Source organism: Mesorhizobium sp. WSM3879, from assembly GCF_002294915.1.
Lineage (GTDB): Bacteria > Pseudomonadota > Alphaproteobacteria > Rhizobiales > Rhizobiaceae > Mesorhizobium.
Genome location: NZ_NSFZ01000004.1, coordinates 505408 through 527220, shown reverse-complemented (window position 1 = coordinate 527220; position 21813 = coordinate 505408). Strand labels below are relative to the sequence as shown.

The following is a 21813-nucleotide window of genomic DNA, read 5'->3' as shown; positions in this document are numbered from 1 at the left end:
ACTCTACCTGCCTTTCATTCAGGCATGCCGGATCGTTGTCGCGATCGACGACGTTCAGCCGCCGTCGCGATCGGAGAACTAGCTCCTGCCTGCTTCGTGTTTCAGTCGTCCGTGACGATTGCGTCCATCGCAATGTCGTGGGACTGCGGACGGATCGTTTGGAGCCGGCTTCCGGCGTAACCCACTCCGATGGCCAGCGGCCGCCTGTGCATCGCCGCGAGCGTTCTGTCGAAGAAACCGCCGCCATATCCCAAGCGGTAGTTCGCTGCGTCGAAACCGACCACCGGCGCAATCACGACATCTGGCACGACCGATGGTCCGCGTGAGGGGACCAGGATGTTCCACACGCCACGCTCAAGCGGGTCGCCCGGCCTCCAGACGCGGAATTCCAGCGGCCAGCCCTTCCTGATGACGACCGGAAGCGCGATCCTGCCGCCGCGCTCGATGATCGTGATCGCCCAGTTGCGAAGGTCGGGTTCGCCGCGGAACGGCCAATAGCTGCTGACGATGCGCCCGCTGACCTTGCCGATGGCAAGATCGAGGCGCGAAGCGATGCGGGCCGACCTTTCCTTCCTCTCGTCGACCTCGATGGCGAGGCGCTCCTCGATCAACCTCTGCCGCTCCGCCTTGCGCCAGCGAAGGACATCGCTCCAGGAATCTCCTGGCTCCGATCGTCCGCCATATTCGGATGTAAGTTCGTGTGCGAAGCAGGGCGGGGAAGCGTATTCGTGGATTTCAAGGTCGGGGTATCTCTTCTCGGCCATCGCCAGCTCCGTATCCGTGCGCCCCGCACAGTTGCTGCAACGTGCTCCGTCGGAAATAGGAAGGCAAACGGAATTAAATGCTGTATGAATGCAAAATTATTGCACTTAAGGAAAGTCCAATGGACATAGATCGCGCGCGCACGTTCCTTGAAATCGTCCATTCGGGCAGTTTCCTGAAGGCAGCGGATCGCCTTCATGTCACGCAGACCACTGTCAGCGCGCGCATACGCACGCTGGAGGACGAGCTCGGACGCCAGCTCTTCATCCGAAACCGCAACGGCGCGCAATTGACGCCGTCCGGGCGCGAGTTCGAGCGCTTTGCCCAGTCTTTCGTTCAAATCTGGGAGCGTGCCCGCCATCAGCTTGCTATCCCGTCGGGACGGACAAGCGTCGTTGCCCTGGGCGGCGAACTCAGCTTGTGGAATCCGCTGCTGCTCGACTGGCTGGTGTGGATGAAGAAGGCCAAGCCGGAGATCGCCATCCATGCCCAGGTCGGCGTGCCCGACCAACTTCTCGACCAGCTCAGAACGGGTGTTCTGGACATCGCCGTGCTTTACGCGCCGAAGCTCTTGCCAGGCTTCAAGGTGGAGTTGCTCGTCGAAGAGCAGCTTGTTCTCGTCAGGACCAAGAACGAAGAGCCGGCTGGCGCAAAAGACTACGTCTATGTGGATTGGGGACCACTGTTCGCGGCGCAGCACGACGCAAGTTCGACCGCTTTCGGAGAACCTGGATTGCTGGTTGGCCTGGGGCCGTTGGGTCTTAGCTACATCCTGCGCGCAGGCGGCATGGGCTATTTCCGCAGGGGCGCCGCAGCTCCCCATATCGAGGCGGGGCAGTTGGAGATCGTGGATGGCGCGCCGGAATTCACCTATCCGGCCTATGCTGTCTATCCGGAAGCAAGCGAGACGCGCACCGACATTCAGGAGGCGCTACGCGGCCTCAAGCATGTCGTGAAATGATTGTTCCTTCGAGGAGCGAACCAAGTTTGGGCCAGGATGATCGTCACGGATTGACCGAAAATGCCTCATCCATTCTACACCATCGGTCACTCGAAGCGGTCAATCGCCGAATTCGTCGCCCTGCTGCAAGTTGGAGAAGTCGCGCTGGTGGTCGACATAAGAACGGTGCGGCGTTCGCGGGCAAACCCGCAATTCAACAGCGAGGTACTTCCCGAAAGCCTGGCGGCGTTCGGCATCGTATATGAGCACATTGCCGAGCTTGGCGGCCTGCGCGGCAAGGCACACGACGTTCTGCCGACGCTCAACGCATTCTGGATCAACCAGAGCTTCCACAACTATGCCGACTATGCCTTGTCCGCGGAATTTGCCAGCGGCTTGAACAGGCTTGTGTCCCTCGGCAGGCGGCGGCGGTGCGCCGTCATGTGCTCGGAAACGCTCTGGTGGCGCTGTCACCGCAGAATCGTGGCCGACTATCTGATCAGCCACGGCGAAATCGTTTTTCATCTAATGCGTGATAACAAGGTCGAGCCTGCGAAGCTCACCGACGGTGTGAGGGCAAGGGCCGACGGAACGCTTGTCTACCCGCCTTTACGCCCCTGAGGCTAGCCGCTTCCTTAGGCGGCCGGCGGACCCGGGTCGTCGAACCCGGCGTCGAAGGCCTCCGCAACCTCGTTGCGAGGTTTGTCGCGCGATTCATCGGAACGATGAACGACTCGCAGGCCCGGCTCGCTCGGCCGCCGCGGTTCCGACGCAACAACTCCCGCGAGCTTCAGCCTCTCGCGCCTTGCGGCTTCCGGTTGATAGACCACTTCATGCACGGTCAGCGTTTCAAGGCTGCCGTCCGCTGTCGGAATGGACATGGACTGACCCTCGGCCAGACCGAGCAACGCTAGGCCGCGCAGATTGGTTATGGGCAACAGCATGCCAACCAGGCCGCGCATCTGGTCATGTGCGATGATGCGGGTTTCGGCAGGGCCGTCGTTCACCCGATAGGCAACGCGGCTGTTGAGTGTCACGATGTTTGCCGGGATGTCATCCCGAAACATTACGACTGCGCTCGAAATCTTTCGTTGGAGAATAGCCCAGAACGTTTCATCGCGCATTGGATGACGGTCCCTTACCACCTCAAGAATGGTGTAGTCTTTGGTGGTCAGTTGGCAGCTATCGGTAGTGGACATGAAATGTCTCCAGCCGGAGCGGTCAGAGGCGATCCGGCATCAAGCAATTGATCGTGTGATGTGGAAAGATACCCCTGCGCCGGACCGGGCCGGCCCAGGGGTCAGACTCCCGCGATCAGACTGCCTGCATGATTGAGGAGACGGAAGGAGACGCCCATGTCTAGAGGCTCGCCGCGACCGCTGGAGTCGGAGGGGCGAGGCTTTGGGCGCCATCGACTTCCTCCGCGCTGGGTTTGCTTACACCAAGCACCAACAGTTCATGCCTGCGTCCGTCCCGTGCCGTCCACATGATAGACTGCCCGGCCGATAGGCCGATCAGGGCCGTGCCGATCGGCGTCAGGATTGAAACCTTGCCTGCAGAAATGTCCGCTTCACCCGGATAAACCAGCGCGACCGTTTTCCGATCGCCGGAGTCGGGCTTGAACGTCACAGTCGAGCCCATCCGGACAGTGCCGGAAGAGACCCAGCCATCGGCGACGACGCGCGCACGCTCGAGTTCGGCAAGGAGTTCGTCAGACGCTTCCGGGTTTCGTGCGGCAAACGTGCTCGCCAGCGCTGACAAACGCGCATGGTCCGACTGCGAGATCCGGATTTTCGGCTTACGCGGGGTTCTGGTGTTGTGCAGCATTTCGAATTCTCATGGCTGTAACGGCCAGCAGCCATCACGGTGGCGGAAACTGGCCAATTCGGGGGGTATTAAGGCGGCGATGCGCGGAGACGTGCAGCCGCTGCGGATCATGTCGATTGAAGTCGGCCCCTCGGCTCGGGGCACAGGCAGCCGAGCCGGGGGTTAAGATCCCGCGATGGGGCAAACCCGGAAAAGAAAATCGAAAAGAATTTTAGTAACGACGTTCATAAGCACATAATTGGGGAAGCAATCCCGGAAGTCAAGGCGACCATCTCGACGGCTGCAGTCTTGGGCTATTCGGGGCGAGCGCCGAGCAGCGTGTTTATCACCAGTTCTCTTCCAGCCCTGTTTATGCCTGTCCCGTGCGGTCTCTTTTCCGCCAGTCCGAGGAAGACAAGCCGTTCGGCCAATTCTTTCGATAGAGCCGGATAGGGTCCGCGATTTATGCGCTTAAGCGCTGTCTGCTCCTCTTCGGTGAGATCACCCCACATGATCTTCAAGACGCTCTCCATGACTATCCGGTCGCCCCTGAAATTGTGATCAGGAGGGGATCGTGAATTGGTCGCTCCTCCTAAGCCGGAACTTATGGAACGGCATCCGTTCCAACGATACCGCCCTCATTCTCCAGGACGCCGATCCTTTTGACCTCCGAGCGGTTGAGTTTCAGGCGAACACCGATACCGCCGCCGTTCTCGGCAATGAAAACAGCGCCGGCCTGTTCGAGCGTGGTCTGGAGCGTGTCGCAGATTTCCCGGTCCGGAAGGGTGATACGTCGCTCGAATTCTTCGATGACCAACCCATCGACACCCGAATTGCTGGCGAGCTTTTCACGGGTCCATTCGACCAGCGCGCGAGCGGCGCGGCATTGAGCACCGGTGATCATCATAAATTCCCTTTTCAGACGCTTGCGGGACTCGTCCGCTGAAAGCCGTTACACTCTCGCGCCGCGGCTCAACCTTTAAGATTGGATATCGAGTCCGAAAAAGGAAAGGGCCAACGCCACTCCTCAGGTCGAAATTATGATGCAAGAAAGTTGCGTTAAAGCCGCAATAAATTTCGTTTGTGTTGCATAAACGAAAAGGGGATGCTTTCGCCACGGCTTGGCAGCCGGCGCCGACGGTTCACACCGGCGAAAGTGCGAAGTCTTGGGAAAGGCGCGATGAGGCGCGCAGACCATGGATAGGTCCAAAAGCGATAGCCACCAGGTGCTTTCGTGGCCTGGCGTTCGGCCTCCCGACAGAGCACGGACGCTGGTTGCAATGGATATAATGAGGTCACCGGTCGTCGCGGTCGGGCCAGACAGCACATTGGACGAAGTGTGCGACCTACTTGTCACGCGCGGTTTGAGCGCGGTCGCGGTGATTGACCGAGGCGTGATGCTCGGCACCGTAAGCGAAGAGGACCTGGTCCACAGGGCGGAAATTGGGACGGTCGCGCCGCGGCGTTCCTGGTGGTTCCATCTCTTCGGCCGTAACGCCGCGCTCGCGGCGGACTATTTGAAGTCGCACTCCGCCCATGTGACCGACGTCATGACCAGGCAGGTGATCACCGTTTCACCGTGCACTCCGATCGACGAAATCGCGGCGCTGCTTGAAGTCAATCGCACTCGGCGCGTCTTCGTCGTCAGCGGCGAGCGCGCCGTGGGGGTTGTCGCCCGGGCAGATCTGGTGCGCACGCTGGCGTCCGCCAGGCAAAGCCGGCCTCGCCCGGTCTCATTCCACGACGATGCCAGCATCAGGCGCGAAATTGTCGACGCCCTGCGGGTCGAGGCGTGGCCGTCGATCGGAGCAGCCGACGTGAGCGTGAAAAACGGGGTGGTCACCTTGTGGGGCGGCTATCTGTCGGAACAGGAACGGAAGGCATCGCTGGTTCTGGCCGAAAACACCGCCGGAGTTCGGGCCGTCGATGATCTCCGCGTCCCCCTCGACGTTGCCTACGCGATGGTCTGAGGCAGGGCGAGGACCGAACCAGTGACAGGCGCCGCATGACGTTCGTGGTCACCGACAACTGCATCAAATGCAAATACATGGACTGCGTAGAGGTCTGCCCCGTCGACTGTTTCTACGAGGGCGAGAACATGCTCGTCATACATCCCGACGAATGCATCGATTGCGGCGTCTGCGAGCCCGAGTGTCCCGCCAAGGCAATCTTTCCCGACACCGCGCCCGACCTTCAGGATTGGCTGTTGTTGAACGCGGAGTACGCGTCTCTGTGGCCGAACATCACGGTCAAGCACGATCCACCTGCGGATGCCAAGACGTTCGACGGCGAAGCGGACAAGTTTCCCCGATACTTCTCCTCTAATCCAGGGCAGGGAGACGGATGAACGCGGCCATCGGACACGCCTTTCCGCTCTATCTCGGCATCGATACGGGCGGCACCTACACGGACGCCGTCCTTTGGTCCGAAGCCGCCGGCATTGTCGCGAAGGCCAAGTCGCTGACGACCCGGCACGATCTCGCCCAAGGTATCGCCGGCGCCGTCGACGCCGTTCTCGGCGAGGCGGCCATCTCTCCCGGCGCGATCAAGCTGGTGTCGATGTCGACGACGCTCGCCACCAACGCGCTTATCGAAGGGCAGGGCGGCCGGGTCGCCCTGGTGATGGTCGGCTTCGCCGAAGCCGACCTTGCCAGAGGCGGTTTGTCGAAGGCGCTGGGGTTCGATCCCGTTGTCTTTTGCCAAGGCGGGCATGACGTTCACGGCGAACCGCGTGCCCTTGCGCTGGACGCTCTAGAGGAAGCGTTGCCGGGGCTTGCCGACACTGTTTCCGGGGTCGCAGTCGCGGCCTATTTCGCCGTTCGCAATCCGGAACACGAGATCGCGGCGCGCGAGCTCATCCGCGGGCGCACGGGGCTTCCAGTAACCTGTTCGCATGAACTGTCGTCCAAGCTCGGCGGGCCGCGACGCGCGCTGACGACGCTTCTCAATGCTCGCCTCATCTCGATGATCGACCGCCTTATCGATGCCACGGAAGGCTTCCTCGAAAAGCGCGGCATAGCGGCGCCGCTGATGATGGTGCGCGGCGATGGCACGTTGGTCACCACCAAGTTTGCCCGGGCCCGGCCGATCGAGACCATTCTCTCAGGTCCGGCAGCCAGCCTGGTCGGAGCCCGGTACCTGACAAACCTGGACGACGCGGTGATTTCCGACATCGGCGGTACGACCACCGATATCGCCGTCTTGCAAGCCGGCCGCCTGCGGCTCGATCCCGAAGGTGCGACGGTTGGCGGCCAGCGCACCATGGTAGAGGCTGTCGCCATGCGCACGTTCGGCCTCGGAGGAGACTCGGAAGTTTCGCTTCGGGAGCGGTCGCTGACTTCGGCGATCGTGCTCGGGCCGCGGCGACTCGTGCCGCTGGCGCTGGCTGCCGTGGAGCATGGCGACGCGGTGCGCAAGGGTCTGCAGCGTCAATTGCTCAAGCCCAACACCGGGCGGCTCGATGGTCGCTTTGCATTGCGCACGGGGGTTCCAGACCGGCTCGCAGCCGGCCTGACGGCGACGGAGGCTCGGCTCTACGCCAGCATCTCGGCAATTCCCGCCAAGCTCGATGACCTGCTCATGTCGACCTCACAGGTAGCGACACTCAACCGCCTGGTCGCGCGCGGTCTGGTGCACATCGTCGGCTTCACGCCATCCGATGCGGCCCACGTGGTCGGCAGGCAAGCCAACTGGGATCCTGCCGCGGCCCGGTTGGGTGCGGCGCTATTTGCGCGCAGGCGCGACGGCCAGGGGCGTCAGATCGCGAAAGACGCGGACGCATTTTCGGAGATGGTCCTCGGCTGCGTCACACGACGCTCGGCCGAAGCCGTCCTGGAAACGGTCTTCGCCGAAGATGGGCTGGACGGCGACGTCTCCGTTGCCAATTCGCTGGTCCAGAGGGCGGTTCGCCAGCGCGGCGGGATGGCGCGGCTGTCGATCGAACTCGACCGGCCTGTGATCGGGCTGGGAGCCTCAGCGTCGCTTCACTACGCCGGCCTGCCACCCCTGATCGGCAATGACTGCCATATCGCCGAGCACGCCGACGTCGCGAATGCACTGGGCGCAGTCGTAGGGCAGGTGCGCATGTCGGCGGAGGCTCGCGTCAGCCAGCCGGAAATTGGGCTCTTCCGTCTGAATTCCGGCGAGCGGCTGGACGACTTCGACACCGAGGACGAAGCCATGGCCGCCGCCGAGGCCCATGTTCGCGTCCTGGCGGCAAGTCTTGCCGAGCGTGCCGGGACCGATCAGGCCCGGATCGAAACCGCGCGGCAGATCAAGGTAGCGACGATCGAGGGCGAACGCAGTTTCGTTGAAGCCATCGTCGTTGCGACCGCCACGGGGCGTCCGCGCATCGCTTCGTGAGGTACGTTGGGAAACCGGGGTGGCTAACGTTTAGGTAGCGTTACGGCGACGTTGAACCCATGGTTTGCGAAGAACCGACGAGTACTGGTGATTTTGAGGGCCTTATCGGCCCGGTTCATCTTGAGACCATCAAGCTCCGCCAGTTCCACCAGCGACGCGACAAAATCCGCAGCTGAGACCTTTCCTTGGTTTTTCACAGCACGGTCAAGGGTACCTGCAATTACAGCCGTAATGTCCTCGTTGCAAAGCTGCGGTTCGTCATTATCGATGATCGAACAGAATAGCTCATGAAGGTATTCCAACCATGCAACTACCATCACGTCGTCTTTTTTTAACTGCCGTACCAGATAATCAAAGTTTTTCACGAATGGGATGGGTACCTGCCGCTGTGGCTCTCTACGCTTCACTGTCTGCGAGAGCCATTCGATCAAAGCGCTCTTCTCAACGATATCGGAACGTTTCAGAATGGTAGTCGTCATAGTTGTCTCCAAAATTGTTTGCGATAGGAGGATCAGGTTGCTACCTGATCCTTGGGGCGACCAACTCTGTTGCGGATGACTGACAACGGACACAATTGTTCGCATTGTCACCGGGTTGAATTAGTTGGTCATGTAACCTTTACGGTGGAGCTTTTGCTGTGATCTTGCACGCGTTGGCGTCACCCAGCGAAAGCGTTTCAAGTCTATTTTAACGCATGTCTGAAGCGCAGTTGACAGCTGCATGCGGGAAACAGCGCGGCGAGGCTCCCCCGCGGAAGAGGAGCCTTTTGTCGGGACTCAGCCAACAAAGACGTCGGTCATAAGCCGGCGGCGTTCTTCAGCGCTTTCAGTTTGAAGACGACGAACCGAACTCTCTGCCGCCGCCCGTCGACGGAAACGCGAATTTGGCGAGTCCGCTTGCCACCTTCCCCGTTCAAAACGATTCCCTGGCTGTTCAACCGATCAATGGTTGCCTTGCAGCAGTCGGGGAACAGCTCGGAGATCGCTTCCGTGCTGATGAACAGTCGCCTTTTACCCGGCGAGCCGGCAACAAAACCCGGGCATGACTCGGCAACTTCGATATCGTCGCTGTCCTCGAAACGAGGAAACCTGCGACGGTCCTGAGCGGCCTGCCAGACAACGGTCGCGGGGTCGTTCTGAGGCATTTCGCGATCTTCCGCGCCCTCCTGGGATAGGCGATAGATCCTTAACAGAAGTCGATCGCAATCGCGCTGCGTCCACGGCAGTATCCCGGCCTTTATGGCCAATCTCGCGGCGGCCAAAACCAAACCGAACTTTTGAGCGATGCGCCGCTGTACGCCCCCTTGCTCACGGCACACGTGATCAACGAACTTGTCGATGAGGTGTGTTACCAATGTTTCGAGAGTGTCCTGATTATCCACCAGGTAAGTCACCCATTCGATCAACGCTGTCCCATGATCTTTCTCAGCGGAATTGGCGAGGCATTCCGATGCGTTAGCTCTCGCCTTTTCCCCGCTATAGTTGGCCGCCGACCATATGCCGCCACTTGCCTTGTCCGGTACTCGAATATCGATCGTTCGGGCTCTGTCGCCATCTGTGCGCTCGCGGCCCCCGCGGACGAATTCTGCTTCAATCGAAAGCGGCCCGGTCGATAGTCCCCACACGTCGAACTTTACGTTCGGCAATCGATCCTGCACCGCCTGCGAATAGGTCGTTCCCTTGCCACCGGTAAGCTGATGGATAGTTGAGCTGAGGATCTGCCATTTCGCGCCGTTCTTGATTTTCTCGGTGTCATCGAGGACCAACTGAAGGCCGTTTCGGGTGGCTCCAAGCTCCTGCAACGCACGTGTGCTTGCATCCCAGTCAGGCAAGTGCTGCTGCGGACCAGCCACTGAACCTCCCACCTTCAACGCCGTCGTCTTTCCTGTCGAACTGCTCGACCACAGATGGAAGAGCGCCCCCTCACGAAGTCTTGAGTGTGAGAACCGAAACAGGGGTGCGGCGAATGAGTGTAAGATCGCGAACGCCGCGTAATCCGAGCGCAGGGCCGGTTTTGCAACGTTCTCTTGCCATCCTGCGAATGTGCCTTTGCTGGAAGGCGTATCAAGAGTGCGTCCTGGCTCCAGCGCGGGGTTCAGTAGGACGTCGTCGGCCCCAATGCACCGGTTGCCGGTGATTAGAAAGGATCGATTATGCCATCCGGTCCGGCTCGCCAAAATTCCGCAATCTGGCGGTAGCTCGGCCTCCAGCCGGGCGAAATCGAGATTGGCTTCGTCTTGTGTCGCACCACGAGCTAACAGAGCACTCCTGAGCTCCTTGGGGTTCATTGCCTTTTGCCTCGGCAGCAACTCAGTCTCTTCGAGGTGGTCGTATCGCTTGAAGGCTATTAAGACCCACTCTCTACCGTCCTCGTCGCGGTATCGGCGGATTTTCGATGTAGGTGACATGACTAATTTCCTTAGCTTTGCCTCACTTGCCTCACATGCCTCACCAGATTTGGACACAGGTCGATCTGTCTCCGGCTCAATGAGTTGCGCGAAAGGTCGTGAGCGATGTGGTGATGAAGGTGCAGTTGTGTAGATGATCGACTGAGTATTTTACGGTCGCGGCGTATGGATCAGTCATTCATGACCAAGAAACGCACCGCGTGTCATTTTTCAATTCTCGTCGTCTTGTCGTTCAGGACTTCAAGTTGACTTCTATTTCTCCGAATTCCAAACAGGATGAGCAGGTCGCCGACTTTGTGTTTCAGTAGGAATTCGTCGAATAACGCTTCATAACCGACGATCAATCGTTGCCGATCGAGAGCAAAATTCAGCGGTGCGTCGCAGTGATTAGGCAGACCGCCTAGCCGGCATTTAAGCGCGTAACGAAGCGCACCCTTGTCTTCGACCGGAAGAACTTTGACCGGCTTTAGCGTCCGAAATGCCTCCCGATCGTAACGTTGTCGGAGGTGGGTCTTGAGCGTTCGTTCGTCCGACCCTGCAACCACTAGATGGACATGAGGGCGGACTATGACCTTTCCGTCCAGTCCGTAACCGAGGTCGAAGTCCACCCGACCAACGGCTACGATGGCTTGACCTGAGGCTCCTTCTGCCTTCTTCAGACCCCTTTTGATCGATTGAACGATGCCGCTGACTTTGAACTGGGGGAGGTCTTTGGGGGCCAACCAGTAGGTCGGGCTGGCCACGGTCACGAACAACGGTTGGCGATCGAGAGGGGCCAGGATCTGCGCTATCCTAGGCCCCTCCTTTCGCTCCAATCTGATATGAGCCACCCGACATATGGCCGAGCAGGGGAAGGGGTTCGGCGAGGTCGTTCTGTGTGGAGGGATTTCCGATCGTTGCCCGCAACGACCACTTCGGCATTCGAAGAGTTCGTCGTCAGGGGTAAGCTTTCCAAGGCCGCGGAGCCGACGCAGCCGTAGTTGATGATCGGCGATCGCGTGATCCATGTCACGGTACTGGCGCCATTTGGTTGGCCGGCGCAGGGGGTGCTTGGCTTTAGCCATTGTGACCTCGCTGCGACGTATTCTGACGGGTGTGTTCTTCCTCCCATGACAGAATGTCCGAGAGCCGATAGCGGACCGAACGAGACAATTTTACGTACGGTAGAGAGCCGCCGGTGACGCGGCGATTTCTCAGGGTCTTGACCGAGATCGACCATCTCTTTGCGAGCGCATGCTCGTCGAGAAATGTCTCGTTCTCCGGGTCTAAAGGTTGTGTTGTTTCAGGCATTTACGGGTCCTTCCGTTGTTGGTGAGGACCAGAAAATGCTTCAGGGGCAAACGGCAAAAAATGCCGAAAAATCAGCCTACTATGGATAAATCAAAAATACCTGGAATTATTGCTTCAGTGGACGACCAGCCCTCCTTGCTGACAGCTTGATCAGCTTCGCTTTAGCGTCCTCACTTATGGGCTCGGGCTCAAATGGTTCAGTCTCCACGGGCAAGCCATTGTCCTCCTTCTTCATAGGCACGGGGGTGAGGCTGTCGTAGACATACCTCGCTCTGCGAAAGGCCTGCTGAACGCACTCGGAATGTGAGTAGAGGCTCGCAGGGTCAAAGAGTATTCGATGGAGGAGACGCTTCCCGCCGCCGTCTAGCGTGTTGTAAGCAGCGTAGGCGAAAGCTGGTGCGAACGCTTTATCCGCGACGTCGTTTTCGATGGTTTTTCTTTTCCGAGGCGTCCTCGCAATCGGTTCCAGGTCAGGGCGCCAGTCAATCTCGTCAGGGATGTCATAGGCCTTCATTGCGCTTAGCGCGCCGGCCGAGGCAGTGCTGACTGCGGACCTGATAACGTGGAGGCCTGTGTACATAATCAGGGTATCATGGATCCAGGTCGCGGCATTCAAAATCTCGGCTGCCATCTGCTCCGACGTGTTGGCTATCGAAACGCTTCCGACGCCACCGACTTGCTCATAGATTCCGTTGTAAAAGGTTTGGTTGCGCTTAGCTAAACGCGCGTAAGCTTGGTCAACGGTATGAGCGCGACGATTAGATCCCTTGTGGGATCCCTCCAGCTTATCTGCTGTCGCTCGAACGGCTGAACGCAACGCACTTAGGTGAAGGTCTTTGTCCGATGGGTCTACTAGCCAAGCGACGAACATTCTCCCGGGGATAGGCTCCATCTCTTTAGGAAGATCGGGGTCGAAAAGAACGGACTGCAACTCTGCTATGTCCACCACCCCACCCTCGGTTACAGACTTGAATGGGCTCGTCTGATCGACAGGTGCAGGCGTCCAAGGTTCTCGAAGGATCCGCCGCAGCATCTTCGATGTGAGCTTGACCCTTTGAATCTGCCAAAAACGCTTCATGCCAAGGCGAATTTTCTGGCTCGGCTCAGCTGTCGAGCCGCCTTCGTCACCGCTGTTTGTCATCGGACTTTACCCCATGTCGCTAAGGTTATCCGTCGTTAGCATCTACCGCTAGTCGCCTTGCAATCTCTTCTGACACCTCCGTTGAGGCTGATGCGAGAGCCGCATCCGGCCGGTGAACGTATCGCGACGTAACGGTTCGTCCTTTGTGCCCCAGCATTCCGGCAATGGTGCCGTCCGAATAGCCCAGTTCTGAAGCAACGGAGGCGAAGGTATGCCGCAGAACATGACAACTTACACCGTCCAAACCAGCCGACCGAAATAGCTTTGGCGCGATCTTATTAAGCCCCTGAAAATGCGAAATTCCTCTCGCTCCCGGGAACACATACGGGCACCCTTTTTGTCTAGGTAGTGACGCCAGGATCTTGGAAGCCGCGGAACCGATGGGACGGAGGCTTCTCCCAGATTTGGTATCCTCGAGGCGCAGGCACGAGTGGTCGAGATCCACCTCGCTCCATCTCAATTTTGTAATCTCGCTGGATCGGCAGCCCGTCAGGCACAGGAGTTCGACTATTTGAATCCCGGCTGGATGAAGATGGACTCCGGATTGATCTTTCCCATTCCGCAACTGAGCACCTAGTTTGGCGAGCTCACCATCGCTCAAGAACCGGTCTTTGGCTTCGCTTCTAAAGCGCCGGATACCATGAACCGGATTAGCCGTGACGATCTCCTCGTCAACAGCCCATGACATTATTCCGGAAAGGAGGTCTGCGACGCGAGCAGCCGTGGATGCTCCCCCTAGCACCCTCGCACGACCCCGCGGTTTGGTTTTCACGGTAACTGCGGTTTTTCCGAGCGTGATGTCTTGGATGAGACCTTTGACCTTGCGCCCGTCCAAATCTACGACCGCAACCGAACCGATAAGAGGCTTTATGTGTCGCTCGATGCGACCGGTGTCGATTGACAGGGTTGAAGTCTTCTTAGGCCTATTGAAGCGTGTCAAAACGGCCCCGGACTCTGCCGCGATCATGTAGCGATCGCAAAGGTCCGCTATGGTGACCACAGCGGTCGTTTCGTTTTGCGGAGCGCGACGCCGTGGTGCATCACCGGCCGCGATCTGGCCGAGGAGTACCTTCGCTTGAAGTCTCGCTTCGTCGACGGTTAGGGCACCGAAGCGGCCGATGGTATGCCACCTCTGTCGACCGGCCGCAGAATATTTTAGGACGAAAACGGCATGCCTTCGTTGCCGCCTGACACCGAAACCGGTCACGCTTCCGCGACCAGTGTCCCAGAGGATCGAATTCTGGGTCAGCCTCTCCGCATCCGTCTTTGTGATCGGCACGCGCCCCTCCTAGCAACAAACTAGCAACTAGTATCGAGGGAATGCGGGGTACAAACAAGGTAACTGGGCAGAAAAAAGATGAACAAAATCAACAAAAGACGGTAGCGGGAGGACACTGCAGGATACCGGCCTTCTTCGTTTACACCGAAGATGTCGGCGGTTCGAGCCCGTCATCGCCCACCACTTTCCCGGCACAATCAAGAACTCACGGCGGCGTCAGGCGGAAATCCTGGCCTTCGGGCAGGAGCTGGCCGCCATCGACGACGATCGTCGTGCCGGTGATGTAGCTGGCGTCGTCGGAGGCCAGGAACAGGAAGGCGTTGGCTACGTCGCGCGGCGTGCCGAGACGTCCGAGCGGCACGGCGTCCTCCATGCTCTTGATGAAGGCGGCATCGCGGTGAAGCTTCATGCCTTCGGTCAGGATGTTGCCAGGCTCGACGCCGTTAACGGTGATGCCATAGCCAGAAAACTCCAGCGCCGCCGAGCGGATGAAGCCGTTGATGCCGGCCTTGCTTGCCGAATAATGACCGTGGCCGGGGCTGCTCACTTGCGGGCCGGTAATGGAAGAGGTGAAGAGCATGCGACCGCTGCCCTGAGCCTTCATCGGTGGAAGCGCTGCCCGGGCGGCGTTGAAGCTGCCGCGCAGATTGACCGCCATGACCCGGTCCCAATCTTCCGGGCTGGTGTTCTCGATCAGTTGCCAGGGATAGATGCCGGCGTTCTGGACGATGATGTCGAGGCAGCCGTGACGCTGCAGCGCCAATGCCACCACCGCTTCGGCGTCGGCCATCTTGGAAATATCGGTGCGGATGAAGGCGGCACCCAGTTCGTCGGCGCTCGCTCTGCCGGCTTCGGCTTCACTGTCGGCCAGCACAAGGCTGGCGCCTTCCTCGGCGAAGCGCTGGGCTATGCCCCTGCCGATGCCACGCGCGGCCCCGACGATCACCGCCACCTTGCCTTGGATGCGTCCGGTCATGCGAGCCGCCCTGTCATGCGAGTCTTTGGCGAATGGTTTGCTTGAAGGCGTCGAGAAGCACGGCCGCCAGCACCAGCAAGCCGTGGATGACCTGGGTGAAGTTGGCCGGCAGGGCCATGAGGTTGATGGCGGTGTTGATGGCCGACAGAAGCAGCACGCCGGCATAGACGCCGGGCAGGGTGCCGACGCCGCCTTTCAGGCTGACGCCGCCAATGACGACGGCGGCGAAGGCGTTGAAGAGCAGGCCGACCCCGAGATTGGCGGTGGCGCCGGAGGTGCGGATGGCGAGCAGCCAGCCGGCGAGGCCGGCGATGGCGCCGGCAAGCACGAAGGCGATGATCAGGTTGCGGTTGACGCGGATGCCGGCGCGGAAGGTCGCGGTCTCGTTGCCGCCGATCATCACCAGATGCCGGCCGAACGGCGTCTTGGCGAGAATCAGCGAGAAGACGACGAAGCAGCCGACAGCGATCCAGGCGGTGAGCGGCAGCCCGACGAGCCGCTGGATGCCGAACCAGCGGATGGCCGGCGCAAGGTCCTGCGCCGAGCGTCCGCCTGAAACGACAAGCACCAGGCCGCGCACCCAGATATAGGAGGCAAGCGTGATGATGAAGGCGCTCATCTGCAGCCTGACGATGAGGAAACCGTTGATGACGCCGATAATGGCTCCCACCGCCAGGGCTACGGCGAGCGAGACCGGCACCATCAGCCAGTCCGGATGCAACTGCAGGCCGAGGCCGATGCCTGACGAGCAGAACATGATGCCGACTGCCATGGCGCTGAGCGCCGCGACCGATTCAACCGACAGGTCCATGTGACCGGCAATGATGACTAGCGCCAGGCCGATCGACATCACGCCCAGCACGCTCGATGCCTCGACGATGTTGGCGAAGATGCCGAGCTGGAAGAAGTTCGGAATGAGGGTCGAGAACACGGCCAGCACGAAGACCAGCATGAACCAGACGAGATTGTCGAGCACAAGCTCGAGACTGTGGCGGGTGCGTGGGCTCATCGGCCGATCCGGTTAGCGTCGAATTTGAATATGCGGCTGCCGCGGGGCGGGCCCGCGAGGCTCCGGGCCGGGAGGCCCGGAGCTCGATGGAAAAGGCCTACTCGACGGGCTTAACGGTATCCGTCGGCGGCTTCAGGTTGCCCCAGAAAGCGGGGTTGTCGACATTCTCCTTGGTGATCGCCGCGCCCGGGATCTTGATGTTCGGGCCCCAGGCTTCCTTGGTCACCACCGACTTCAGGCCGAGCACGTCGTACTCGCCGGGCTTGATCTCCTGCTTGTTGACGACCTTGTCCATGAACATGGCGACGGCCGCGGCCTGGGCGTAGAGCGGCTGTTCGACTTCGACGTTGAGCCAACCCTTGCGGATCAGGTCGAGGCCGACCGGCGCGCCGTTCGAGCTCATCATCATCACGTCGCCCGGCTTCTTACCGGCAGCCTCCAGCGAGGCAACGCCCGCGACCGAAAGATGCGCGGCGTGGCTGAAGATCAGGTCGATGTCGGGATTGGCCAAGATCTGGTCGGCAACGATGGTGCCGGCGTTGCTCGCCTCCCACTGCATGGCGGGCAGCGAGATGATCTTGACGTCCGGAAACGCCTTCATCTTCTCCTCGAAACCCTTCTGGATGTCGAGCGTGTAAGGATCGCCGGGATCGCCGAGCACCTGCAGGATCTTGCCCTTGACCGAGCTATGCTTGGCCTTCAGCAGCGCTTCGGCCTGCTCCGCCGCAATGTGGCCGATCTCGACCGTGCCGGCGACCGATGTGAAGTCGGATGGCGTGGCGGTGATCTGGCGGTCGAACTCGACCACAGGGATGCCGGCCGCGCGGGCGGCTTCAACGGATGGCTTCAACGCATTGAAATCGACCGCGGCGAGGATGATCGCCTTCGGCTTCAGCGCGATCACGTCGTTCATCTGCGATTGCTGAGCGTCGGTCTTGTTGTCGGCGTTCAGTGTCTTCATCTCGTAGCCGACCTGTTTCAGGAACAGTTCCAGCGCGCTCACCGAGCCGGTCTGGAATTCGTCGAGCAAGGTCGGCACCAGGTAGTAGACGGTACCCTTGGACTGGGCGAATGCCGGCGTGAGCGTGGCAATGGCCAGGGCCAGGATACCGAAGACAGAAAGTAGCATTCGCTTCATGTCGTTCGCTCCTCTTTTCGCCGGACCCCTCATTTGTCCCTCAGCCCGCCGGTCCGGCACCGGCGAGCGTTTCCCCGGTGATCATGTTGATCACCGCATCGGGACTTGTCTTGTTGCGGGCAACGTCGCCCGCCACGACGCCCTGGCGGATCACCACGATCCGGTCGGCGACCTGGAAGGCCTGCTGCATGATGTGGGTGATGATGACGACCCCGATGCCTTGGCTCGCCACCTTGCGGATCATGTCGAGGCCGCGGCGCGTCTGCTCGACGCCGAGCGCGGCGAAGGGCTCGTCGAGCAGCACCAGCTTGCCGCCCCAATGAACGAAACGGTTGAGCTCGATCGCCTGCCGCTGGCCGCCCGAGAGATGCTCGACCTTGGTGCGCAGCGAGGGAATGCGAGTGCCGGCAATGGCCAGCGCCTTCGCCACTACTGACTCCATCGCGCGCTCGTCGAGCACCGGAACGCCCAGCACCTTGCGGGTGATCTCGCGGCCCATGAAAAAGTTGGCCACCACGTCGACATTGGTGCAGAGCGAGAGGTCCTGGTAGACGGTCTCGATGCCGGCGGCCTTGGCCTCGGCGGGGGTTTTGGCGAGGAACTCCTTGCCTTCGAACAGCATGCGGCCCGAGGTCGGCTCGAGTCCGCCGGCGATGATCTTGACCAGCGTCGACTTGCCGGCGCCGTTGTCGCCGAGCAGCGCCACCACCTCGCCGCGCGCGATCGAGAAGCTGATGCCCCTCAGCGCCCGGATGGCGCCGTAATTCTTGGTGACGTTGTCAAGGACCAGCAGGGGTTCGCTCATGCCGCGATGTCTCCGCCGTTCAGAAGGTCGCCTTCGCGCTGCCGCTTGGCGGTGAAGATCTGGCCGAAGCGCGGCGAAAGCACGCCGGAAACCGCAAGTGCCGCGGCGCCGCGCAACACGGCATGCTGCCCGCCCTGCGCCACGAGGATGCGCGGCGCGGCGCGATCCTTGCGAGCCGAAACCGAATTGTGCAGCGGCTCCGCCAATGCAGCCAGGCGTTCGAGCAACTGAGGCGAGGCGAGGCCCCCAAGCACGATCGTCTCGGGATCGAAAAGATTTTCAATCACGACGATGGCATTGCGGAAGATCGGAGCGACTTCGGCCACCCATTCGGCGTCGTTGCCGTTCCAGCGGCCGCGCGCCTCGAGCGAGAGATAGCGTTCGAGGCAGCCCCGGTTGCCGCAGGGGCAAAGCTCGCCTTCCGGAACGACGGGGATGTGTCCGATCTCGCCGGCATTGCCCCAGGCCCCGCGCAGCACGCCGCCGTCATGCACCATGGCGCCGCCAAGCCCGACGCTGAAATAGAGGTAGTAGTAGTCGGATCGCTGGAGGCCGAGGCCGTAGAGGCGTTCCCCCATGGCCGCCGCCGCCATATCGGTCTCGAAGAAGGCGGGCAGGCCGGTCGCGGCGGCAAGGCGCTCGCGCAACGGCACGCCTTTCCAGCCCGCCATTGTGGTCGGTCCGACGAAGCTCATGGACTCGACGCCGAACGGGCCGGGAAGCGCCATGCCGACGCCGATGACCCGTCCTCCGGCGCGGCGCCCGGTCAGATCGGCAACCATGGCGCCGATCGCCTCGAAGGCGAGATCGGGTGTCGGGCTCGGCGCTTCGCGATGGACGCTCTCGATCACGTCGCCGCTCAGGTTGATGAGTGCGGCGTCTATCCCCAGCGGGGTGAGGTGGATGCCGACGGCATAGCCGCCTTCCGGGTTGATGCGCAGCGTGGCCGGCGGCTGGCCGCGGCCCTTCGGTTCCTCGCGGACCGACAGTATGTAACCCTGTTCCTCCAATTCGCGCACGATGGTCGAGACCGTCTGAACGGTGAGCCCGACGTGGTGCGCGATGTCGCCGCGGGCGATCGGACCGAAGCGGCGGATGGATTCGAGCACGATGCGCCGGTTGTATGGCCGCCCGAACTCCTGATTGGTTCCCCGCAACGCCATGGCTTGCGCTCCTGACGGACGCAAGGTTCGCAGAGAAGATTTATTCAGTCAAATGGAATTCAAAAATAATTTGCCCGGCTCCCGAGGAGAGCAAGTTTCCCTGCGGCCCCGGCGCTTGCGACCCGGGCAATGTGCGGAAAGCTAGTATCTGATGACGCGACGCTCGATCAGCACGACGATGCAGAAAAGCGCGATCGACAGCGACGAGGACAGCACGATCGCGGCGTAGAGCCGGTCGGATTGATAGTTGAACGTCGCCTGGATGATCAGCGCGCCGAGGCCTTTGTCCGAGCCGATCCATTCGCCGACGATGGCGCCGATCACCGCAGTGGCCGAGGCGATGCGCAGCGAGGAGAATAGCATCGGCAAGGCGCGGGGCAGGCGCAGAGCCCAGAAGATCTCCGAGCGTGTCGCCGACAGCACGCGGAACAGCTCGTGTTCGTTGTCGCTTGCCGAATCCAGGCCCCGGATCATGTTCACCAGGGTCGGGAAGAAGCAGATCACCGCGGCGATGACGATCTTTGGCGTCATGCCGAGGCCGAAGATCAGGATGATGATCGGCGACAGCGCCAGGATCGGTATAGTGTTGAAGAACAGGACGATCGGGAAATAGGCGGCCTGCAGGATGCGGCTGTGCACGAAGACCACGGCAAGCAGCACGGCGGCGAGATTGCCGATGACGAAGCCCGCCAGCGCCTCGATCAGCGTCGGTCTGAGGTTGTCGATGAGCAGGGCGAAATTCTTCTGGAAGACGCCGAAGATCGCCGTCGGCGTTGGCACGATATAGGCCGGCACGCCGAGCAGCGGCAGGAGATACTGCCAGGCAATCAGGATCGACGCCGCGCCCAGAACCGGAAGCGCAATCGCCATTTGCGGGGCAAGCGGCGCCGGTCTCACGATGCGCGCTCCAGCGCTGCACGCAACTCGGCCATGGCGCCGACGATCGCCGCATCCTCGCGCTTGCAGCGGTTGCCTTCCTGCTTGAAGGGCCGCAGGTCAAGGTCCTTCACCACCCGTCCCGGATTGGCAGCCAGCACAATGACGCGCTCGCCGAGATAGGCGGCTTCGGCGATCGAATGGGTGACGAAAAGGATCGTTGTGCCGGTGCGCCGCCAGAGCGTCAGCAATTCGTCGTTGAGGCGATCGCGCGTGATCTCGTCCAGCGCGCCGAACGGCTCGTCCATCAGAAGCAGCCTGGGCTCGCCAAGCAGGGCGCGCGCGATGGCGACGCGCTGGCGCTGGCCCCCCGAAAGCTGATGCGGCAGGCGTTCACCGAGTCCGCCAAGCCCCATCAGCTCCAGCAGTTCGCTGCTGCGGTCATCGATCTTGCGTGTGAGGCTGCGCTGGCCGACGCCGAGCGGCAGGCGCACATTGTCGCGCACCGTGCGCCAGGGCAGCAGGGTGGAATCCTGGAAGACGAAGCCGACGTCGCGGCGCGAGCGCACCGCGTGCGGTGTGGTCCCAAGCACGCTCATCGTGCCGTCCAGCGGGTCGAGCAGGTCCGCTACCACGCGAAGTAAGGTCGACTTGCCGCAGCCCGACGGGCCGAGGATCGACAGGAAGGAGCCGGCCGCGACCGTGAGGTCGAGGCCGGACAGCACTTTGACGACCTTCTGCCGGCCGCCATAGCCGACATCGAGCTTCTGCGCTTCGATGGCGTTCGGCATCAGGCCGCGGGCGCGTCGAGCTTGGGCCGGTCCGCGGCCGAAAGCTCCAGGATCTTCGTGGTGTAGACATCTTTGGCGGCCGGGCGTCCGTTCGGGTACTGGCCGACCTTGTCGAGCAGCGTCAATTGCTCCTCGATGGAGGCAGGGTCGAACGTGCCCCAGCCATCTTTGGCGGTCGCGCCGTCGAAGGAGAGTTTCAGCACCAGGTTGACGGTCTTCTCTTCCCAGCCGAGATCCATCTCCGGATAGGCGGCGACCATCTTCTTCACCGCTTCCTGGGGGTTGGCGTGAACCCAGCCCCAGCCCTTGCCGACCGCGCCGACGAACTTCGCCAGTGTGTCGGGGTCCTTCTCGATCGCCGCGTCGGTCGCGAAATAGACGTCGGCGTAGGAAGCGAGGCCGAGGTCGCGCACCAGGAGATCGATGCGGTCCTCGCCGACCACGCTCAGCGCCTGGGTGTTGGTGATCCAGCCGCCGATGGCGTCGACGTCGCCGCGCACCAGAGGCGCCTTGTCGAAGCCGACATTGACGATGGTGACTTCCGACGGGTCGATGCCGTTCTTGGCCAGGATCTCATCGATGACGAAGCGCGCGGTCGGCTGGATGCCGATCTTCTTGCCCTTGAGGTCGGCAACATTGCGGATTGGCTTTCCCGGTTTCGAGGTCAGCGCATAGGGGCCGGTGCGGAAGCCGCAGGCGATGATTTTGATCGGCACGCCGCTGGCGCGCGCCGCATAAAGCTGCGGCGTTTCCGAGAACTGGCCGAGCTGCGCGGCGCCGGAGATCACCGGCGGCACGGTCGAGGCGTTGGGCCCGCCAGGGCTGAACTCCACCTCGAGCCCGGTATCCTTGAAATAGCCGTTGGCGACGGCCGCGATGTCGCCGATCTGGCCATTGGACATCAGCCAGTCATACTGGATGACGACCTTGCCGGCGGCCCTGGCGCCCGGCGTCAACACCAATTGCATACCGGCTGACGCGGCTGCGACCGCTGCGAGGCCGCCCTTCACGAAAGCGCGGCGGTTCAATTCGTAGTCTTGGTTCCCACTCATTTGTCGCTCCTGTTGC

General features: G+C 61.2%; 22 protein-coding genes. 5 read left to right on the top strand and 17 right to left on the bottom strand.

The window, feature by feature from the left end; genetic code table 11:
- Nucleotides 1-101: 101 nt before the first annotated feature.
- Nucleotides 102-764, bottom strand: coding sequence for a 5-formyltetrahydrofolate cyclo-ligase (locus CK218_RS12550; RefSeq protein ID WP_095827885.1), 663 nt, complete (start codon nt 762-764; stop codon nt 102-104).
- A gap of 119 nt (nt 765-883) precedes the next feature.
- Between CK218_RS12550 and CK218_RS12545 the strand changes: the two genes are divergently transcribed.
- Nucleotides 884-1723, top strand: a complete 840-nt coding sequence (locus CK218_RS12545; RefSeq protein ID WP_095827884.1) for a LysR family transcriptional regulator — start codon at nt 884-886, stop codon at nt 1721-1723.
- Nucleotides 1724-1783: 60 nt separating this feature from the next.
- Nucleotides 1784-2323: a DUF488 domain-containing protein gene (locus CK218_RS12540; protein WP_095827883.1), complete on the top strand. Its 540-nt coding sequence runs from the start codon at nt 1784-1786 to the stop codon at nt 2321-2323.
- A 14-nt stretch (nt 2324-2337) separates the two neighbouring features.
- Here CK218_RS12540 and CK218_RS12535 read toward each other — a convergent pair whose 3' ends face one another.
- The 4 genes from CK218_RS12535 to CK218_RS12520 form a co-directional block, all read right to left on the bottom strand.
- Nucleotides 2338-2901 (bottom strand): nucleoside-diphosphate kinase, encoded by a 564-nt coding sequence (locus CK218_RS12535; protein WP_095827882.1) that lies wholly within the window; start codon nt 2899-2901, stop codon nt 2338-2340.
- A 160-nt stretch (nt 2902-3061) separates the two neighbouring features.
- Nucleotides 3062-3529, bottom strand: a complete 468-nt coding sequence (gene rnk, locus CK218_RS12530; RefSeq protein ID WP_095827881.1) for a nucleoside diphosphate kinase regulator — start codon at nt 3527-3529, stop codon at nt 3062-3064.
- A 293-nt stretch (nt 3530-3822) separates the two neighbouring features.
- Entirely contained in the window at nt 3823-4029 is a 207-nt protein-coding gene (locus tag CK218_RS12525; RefSeq protein WP_143749628.1) for a hypothetical protein, read from the bottom strand.
- A gap of 83 nt (nt 4030-4112) precedes the next feature.
- Nucleotides 4113-4415, bottom strand: coding sequence for a hypothetical protein (locus tag CK218_RS12520; protein ID WP_095827879.1), 303 nt, complete (start codon nt 4413-4415; stop codon nt 4113-4115).
- A 382-nt stretch (nt 4416-4797) separates the two neighbouring features.
- Between CK218_RS12520 and CK218_RS12515 the strand changes: the two genes are divergently transcribed.
- From CK218_RS12515 to CK218_RS12505, 3 genes are read left to right on the top strand one after another with little or no spacing between them, the layout of a single operon-like run.
- A complete protein-coding gene (locus CK218_RS12515) occupies nt 4798-5478 on the top strand; it encodes a CBS domain-containing protein (protein ID WP_179294481.1) in 681 nt (226 codons plus the stop codon).
- A 35-nt stretch (nt 5479-5513) separates the two neighbouring features.
- Nucleotides 5514-5855: a ferredoxin FdxA gene (gene fdxA, locus CK218_RS12510; protein WP_095827877.1), complete on the top strand. Its 342-nt coding sequence runs from the start codon at nt 5514-5516 to the stop codon at nt 5853-5855.
- Nucleotides 5852-7870, top strand: coding sequence for a hydantoinase/oxoprolinase family protein (locus tag CK218_RS12505; RefSeq protein WP_095827876.1), 2019 nt, complete (start codon nt 5852-5854; stop codon nt 7868-7870). Before fdxA ends, CK218_RS12505 begins: the two co-directional genes overlap by 4 nt.
- Before the next feature lie 23 nt (nt 7871-7893).
- Here CK218_RS12505 and CK218_RS12500 read toward each other — a convergent pair whose 3' ends face one another.
- The 12 genes from CK218_RS12500 to CK218_RS12440 all read right to left on the bottom strand — a co-directional run bounded on the left by CK218_RS12500 (nt 7894) and on the right by CK218_RS12440 (nt 21797).
- Nucleotides 7894-8349: a hypothetical protein gene (locus CK218_RS12500; RefSeq protein ID WP_095827875.1), complete on the bottom strand. Its 456-nt coding sequence runs from the start codon at nt 8347-8349 to the stop codon at nt 7894-7896.
- A 317-nt stretch (nt 8350-8666) separates the two neighbouring features.
- The gene (locus tag CK218_RS12495) at nt 8667-10277 is read right to left on the bottom strand and encodes a DUF927 domain-containing protein (protein ID WP_095827874.1); all 1611 of its coding nucleotides are present in this window, start codon (nt 10275-10277) and stop codon (nt 8667-8669) included.
- A 203-nt stretch (nt 10278-10480) separates the two neighbouring features.
- Complete coding sequence (locus tag CK218_RS12490; protein WP_143749627.1) at nt 10481-11032, bottom strand: hypothetical protein; 552 nt, start codon at nt 11030-11032, stop codon at nt 10481-10483.
- A 641-nt stretch (nt 11033-11673) separates the two neighbouring features.
- Nucleotides 11674-12708: a hypothetical protein gene (locus CK218_RS12485; RefSeq protein WP_095827872.1), complete on the bottom strand. Its 1035-nt coding sequence runs from the start codon at nt 12706-12708 to the stop codon at nt 11674-11676.
- Between the two features lie 1484 nt (nt 12709-14192).
- On the bottom strand, nt 14193-14963 hold the full coding sequence (locus CK218_RS12475) for an SDR family oxidoreductase (protein WP_095827870.1): 771 nt from the start codon (nt 14961-14963) through the stop codon (nt 14193-14195).
- A gap of 13 nt (nt 14964-14976) precedes the next feature.
- Entirely contained in the window at nt 14977-15972 is a 996-nt protein-coding gene (locus tag CK218_RS12470; RefSeq protein WP_095827869.1) for an ABC transporter permease, read from the bottom strand.
- A 97-nt stretch (nt 15973-16069) separates the two neighbouring features.
- Entirely contained in the window at nt 16070-17110 is a 1041-nt protein-coding gene (locus tag CK218_RS12465) for a sugar ABC transporter substrate-binding protein (RefSeq protein WP_095827868.1), read from the bottom strand.
- 40 nt (nt 17111-17150) lie between these two features.
- A complete protein-coding gene (locus tag CK218_RS12460) occupies nt 17151-17915 on the bottom strand; it encodes an ATP-binding cassette domain-containing protein (RefSeq protein ID WP_095827867.1) in 765 nt (254 codons plus the stop codon).
- Nucleotides 17912-19078 carry an ROK family transcriptional regulator gene (locus tag CK218_RS12455; RefSeq protein WP_095827866.1) on the bottom strand — a complete coding sequence of 389 codons (1167 nt, stop codon included), beginning with the start codon at nt 19076-19078 and terminating at the stop codon, nt 17912-17914. Before CK218_RS12455 ends, CK218_RS12460 begins: the two co-directional genes overlap by 4 nt.
- 141 nt (nt 19079-19219) lie before the next feature.
- Nucleotides 19220-19975, bottom strand: a complete 756-nt coding sequence (locus CK218_RS12450) for an ABC transporter permease (protein ID WP_067328257.1) — start codon at nt 19973-19975, stop codon at nt 19220-19222.
- Complete coding sequence (locus CK218_RS12445; RefSeq protein WP_095827865.1) at nt 19972-20745, bottom strand: ATP-binding cassette domain-containing protein; 774 nt, start codon at nt 20743-20745, stop codon at nt 19972-19974. The genes CK218_RS12450 and CK218_RS12445 overlap by 4 nt, the downstream gene beginning before the upstream one ends.
- Entirely contained in the window at nt 20745-21797 is a 1053-nt protein-coding gene (locus tag CK218_RS12440) for an ABC transporter substrate-binding protein (RefSeq protein WP_170950200.1), read from the bottom strand. Before CK218_RS12440 ends, CK218_RS12445 begins: the two co-directional genes overlap by 1 nt.
- Nucleotides 21798-21813: the final 16 nt, after the last annotated feature.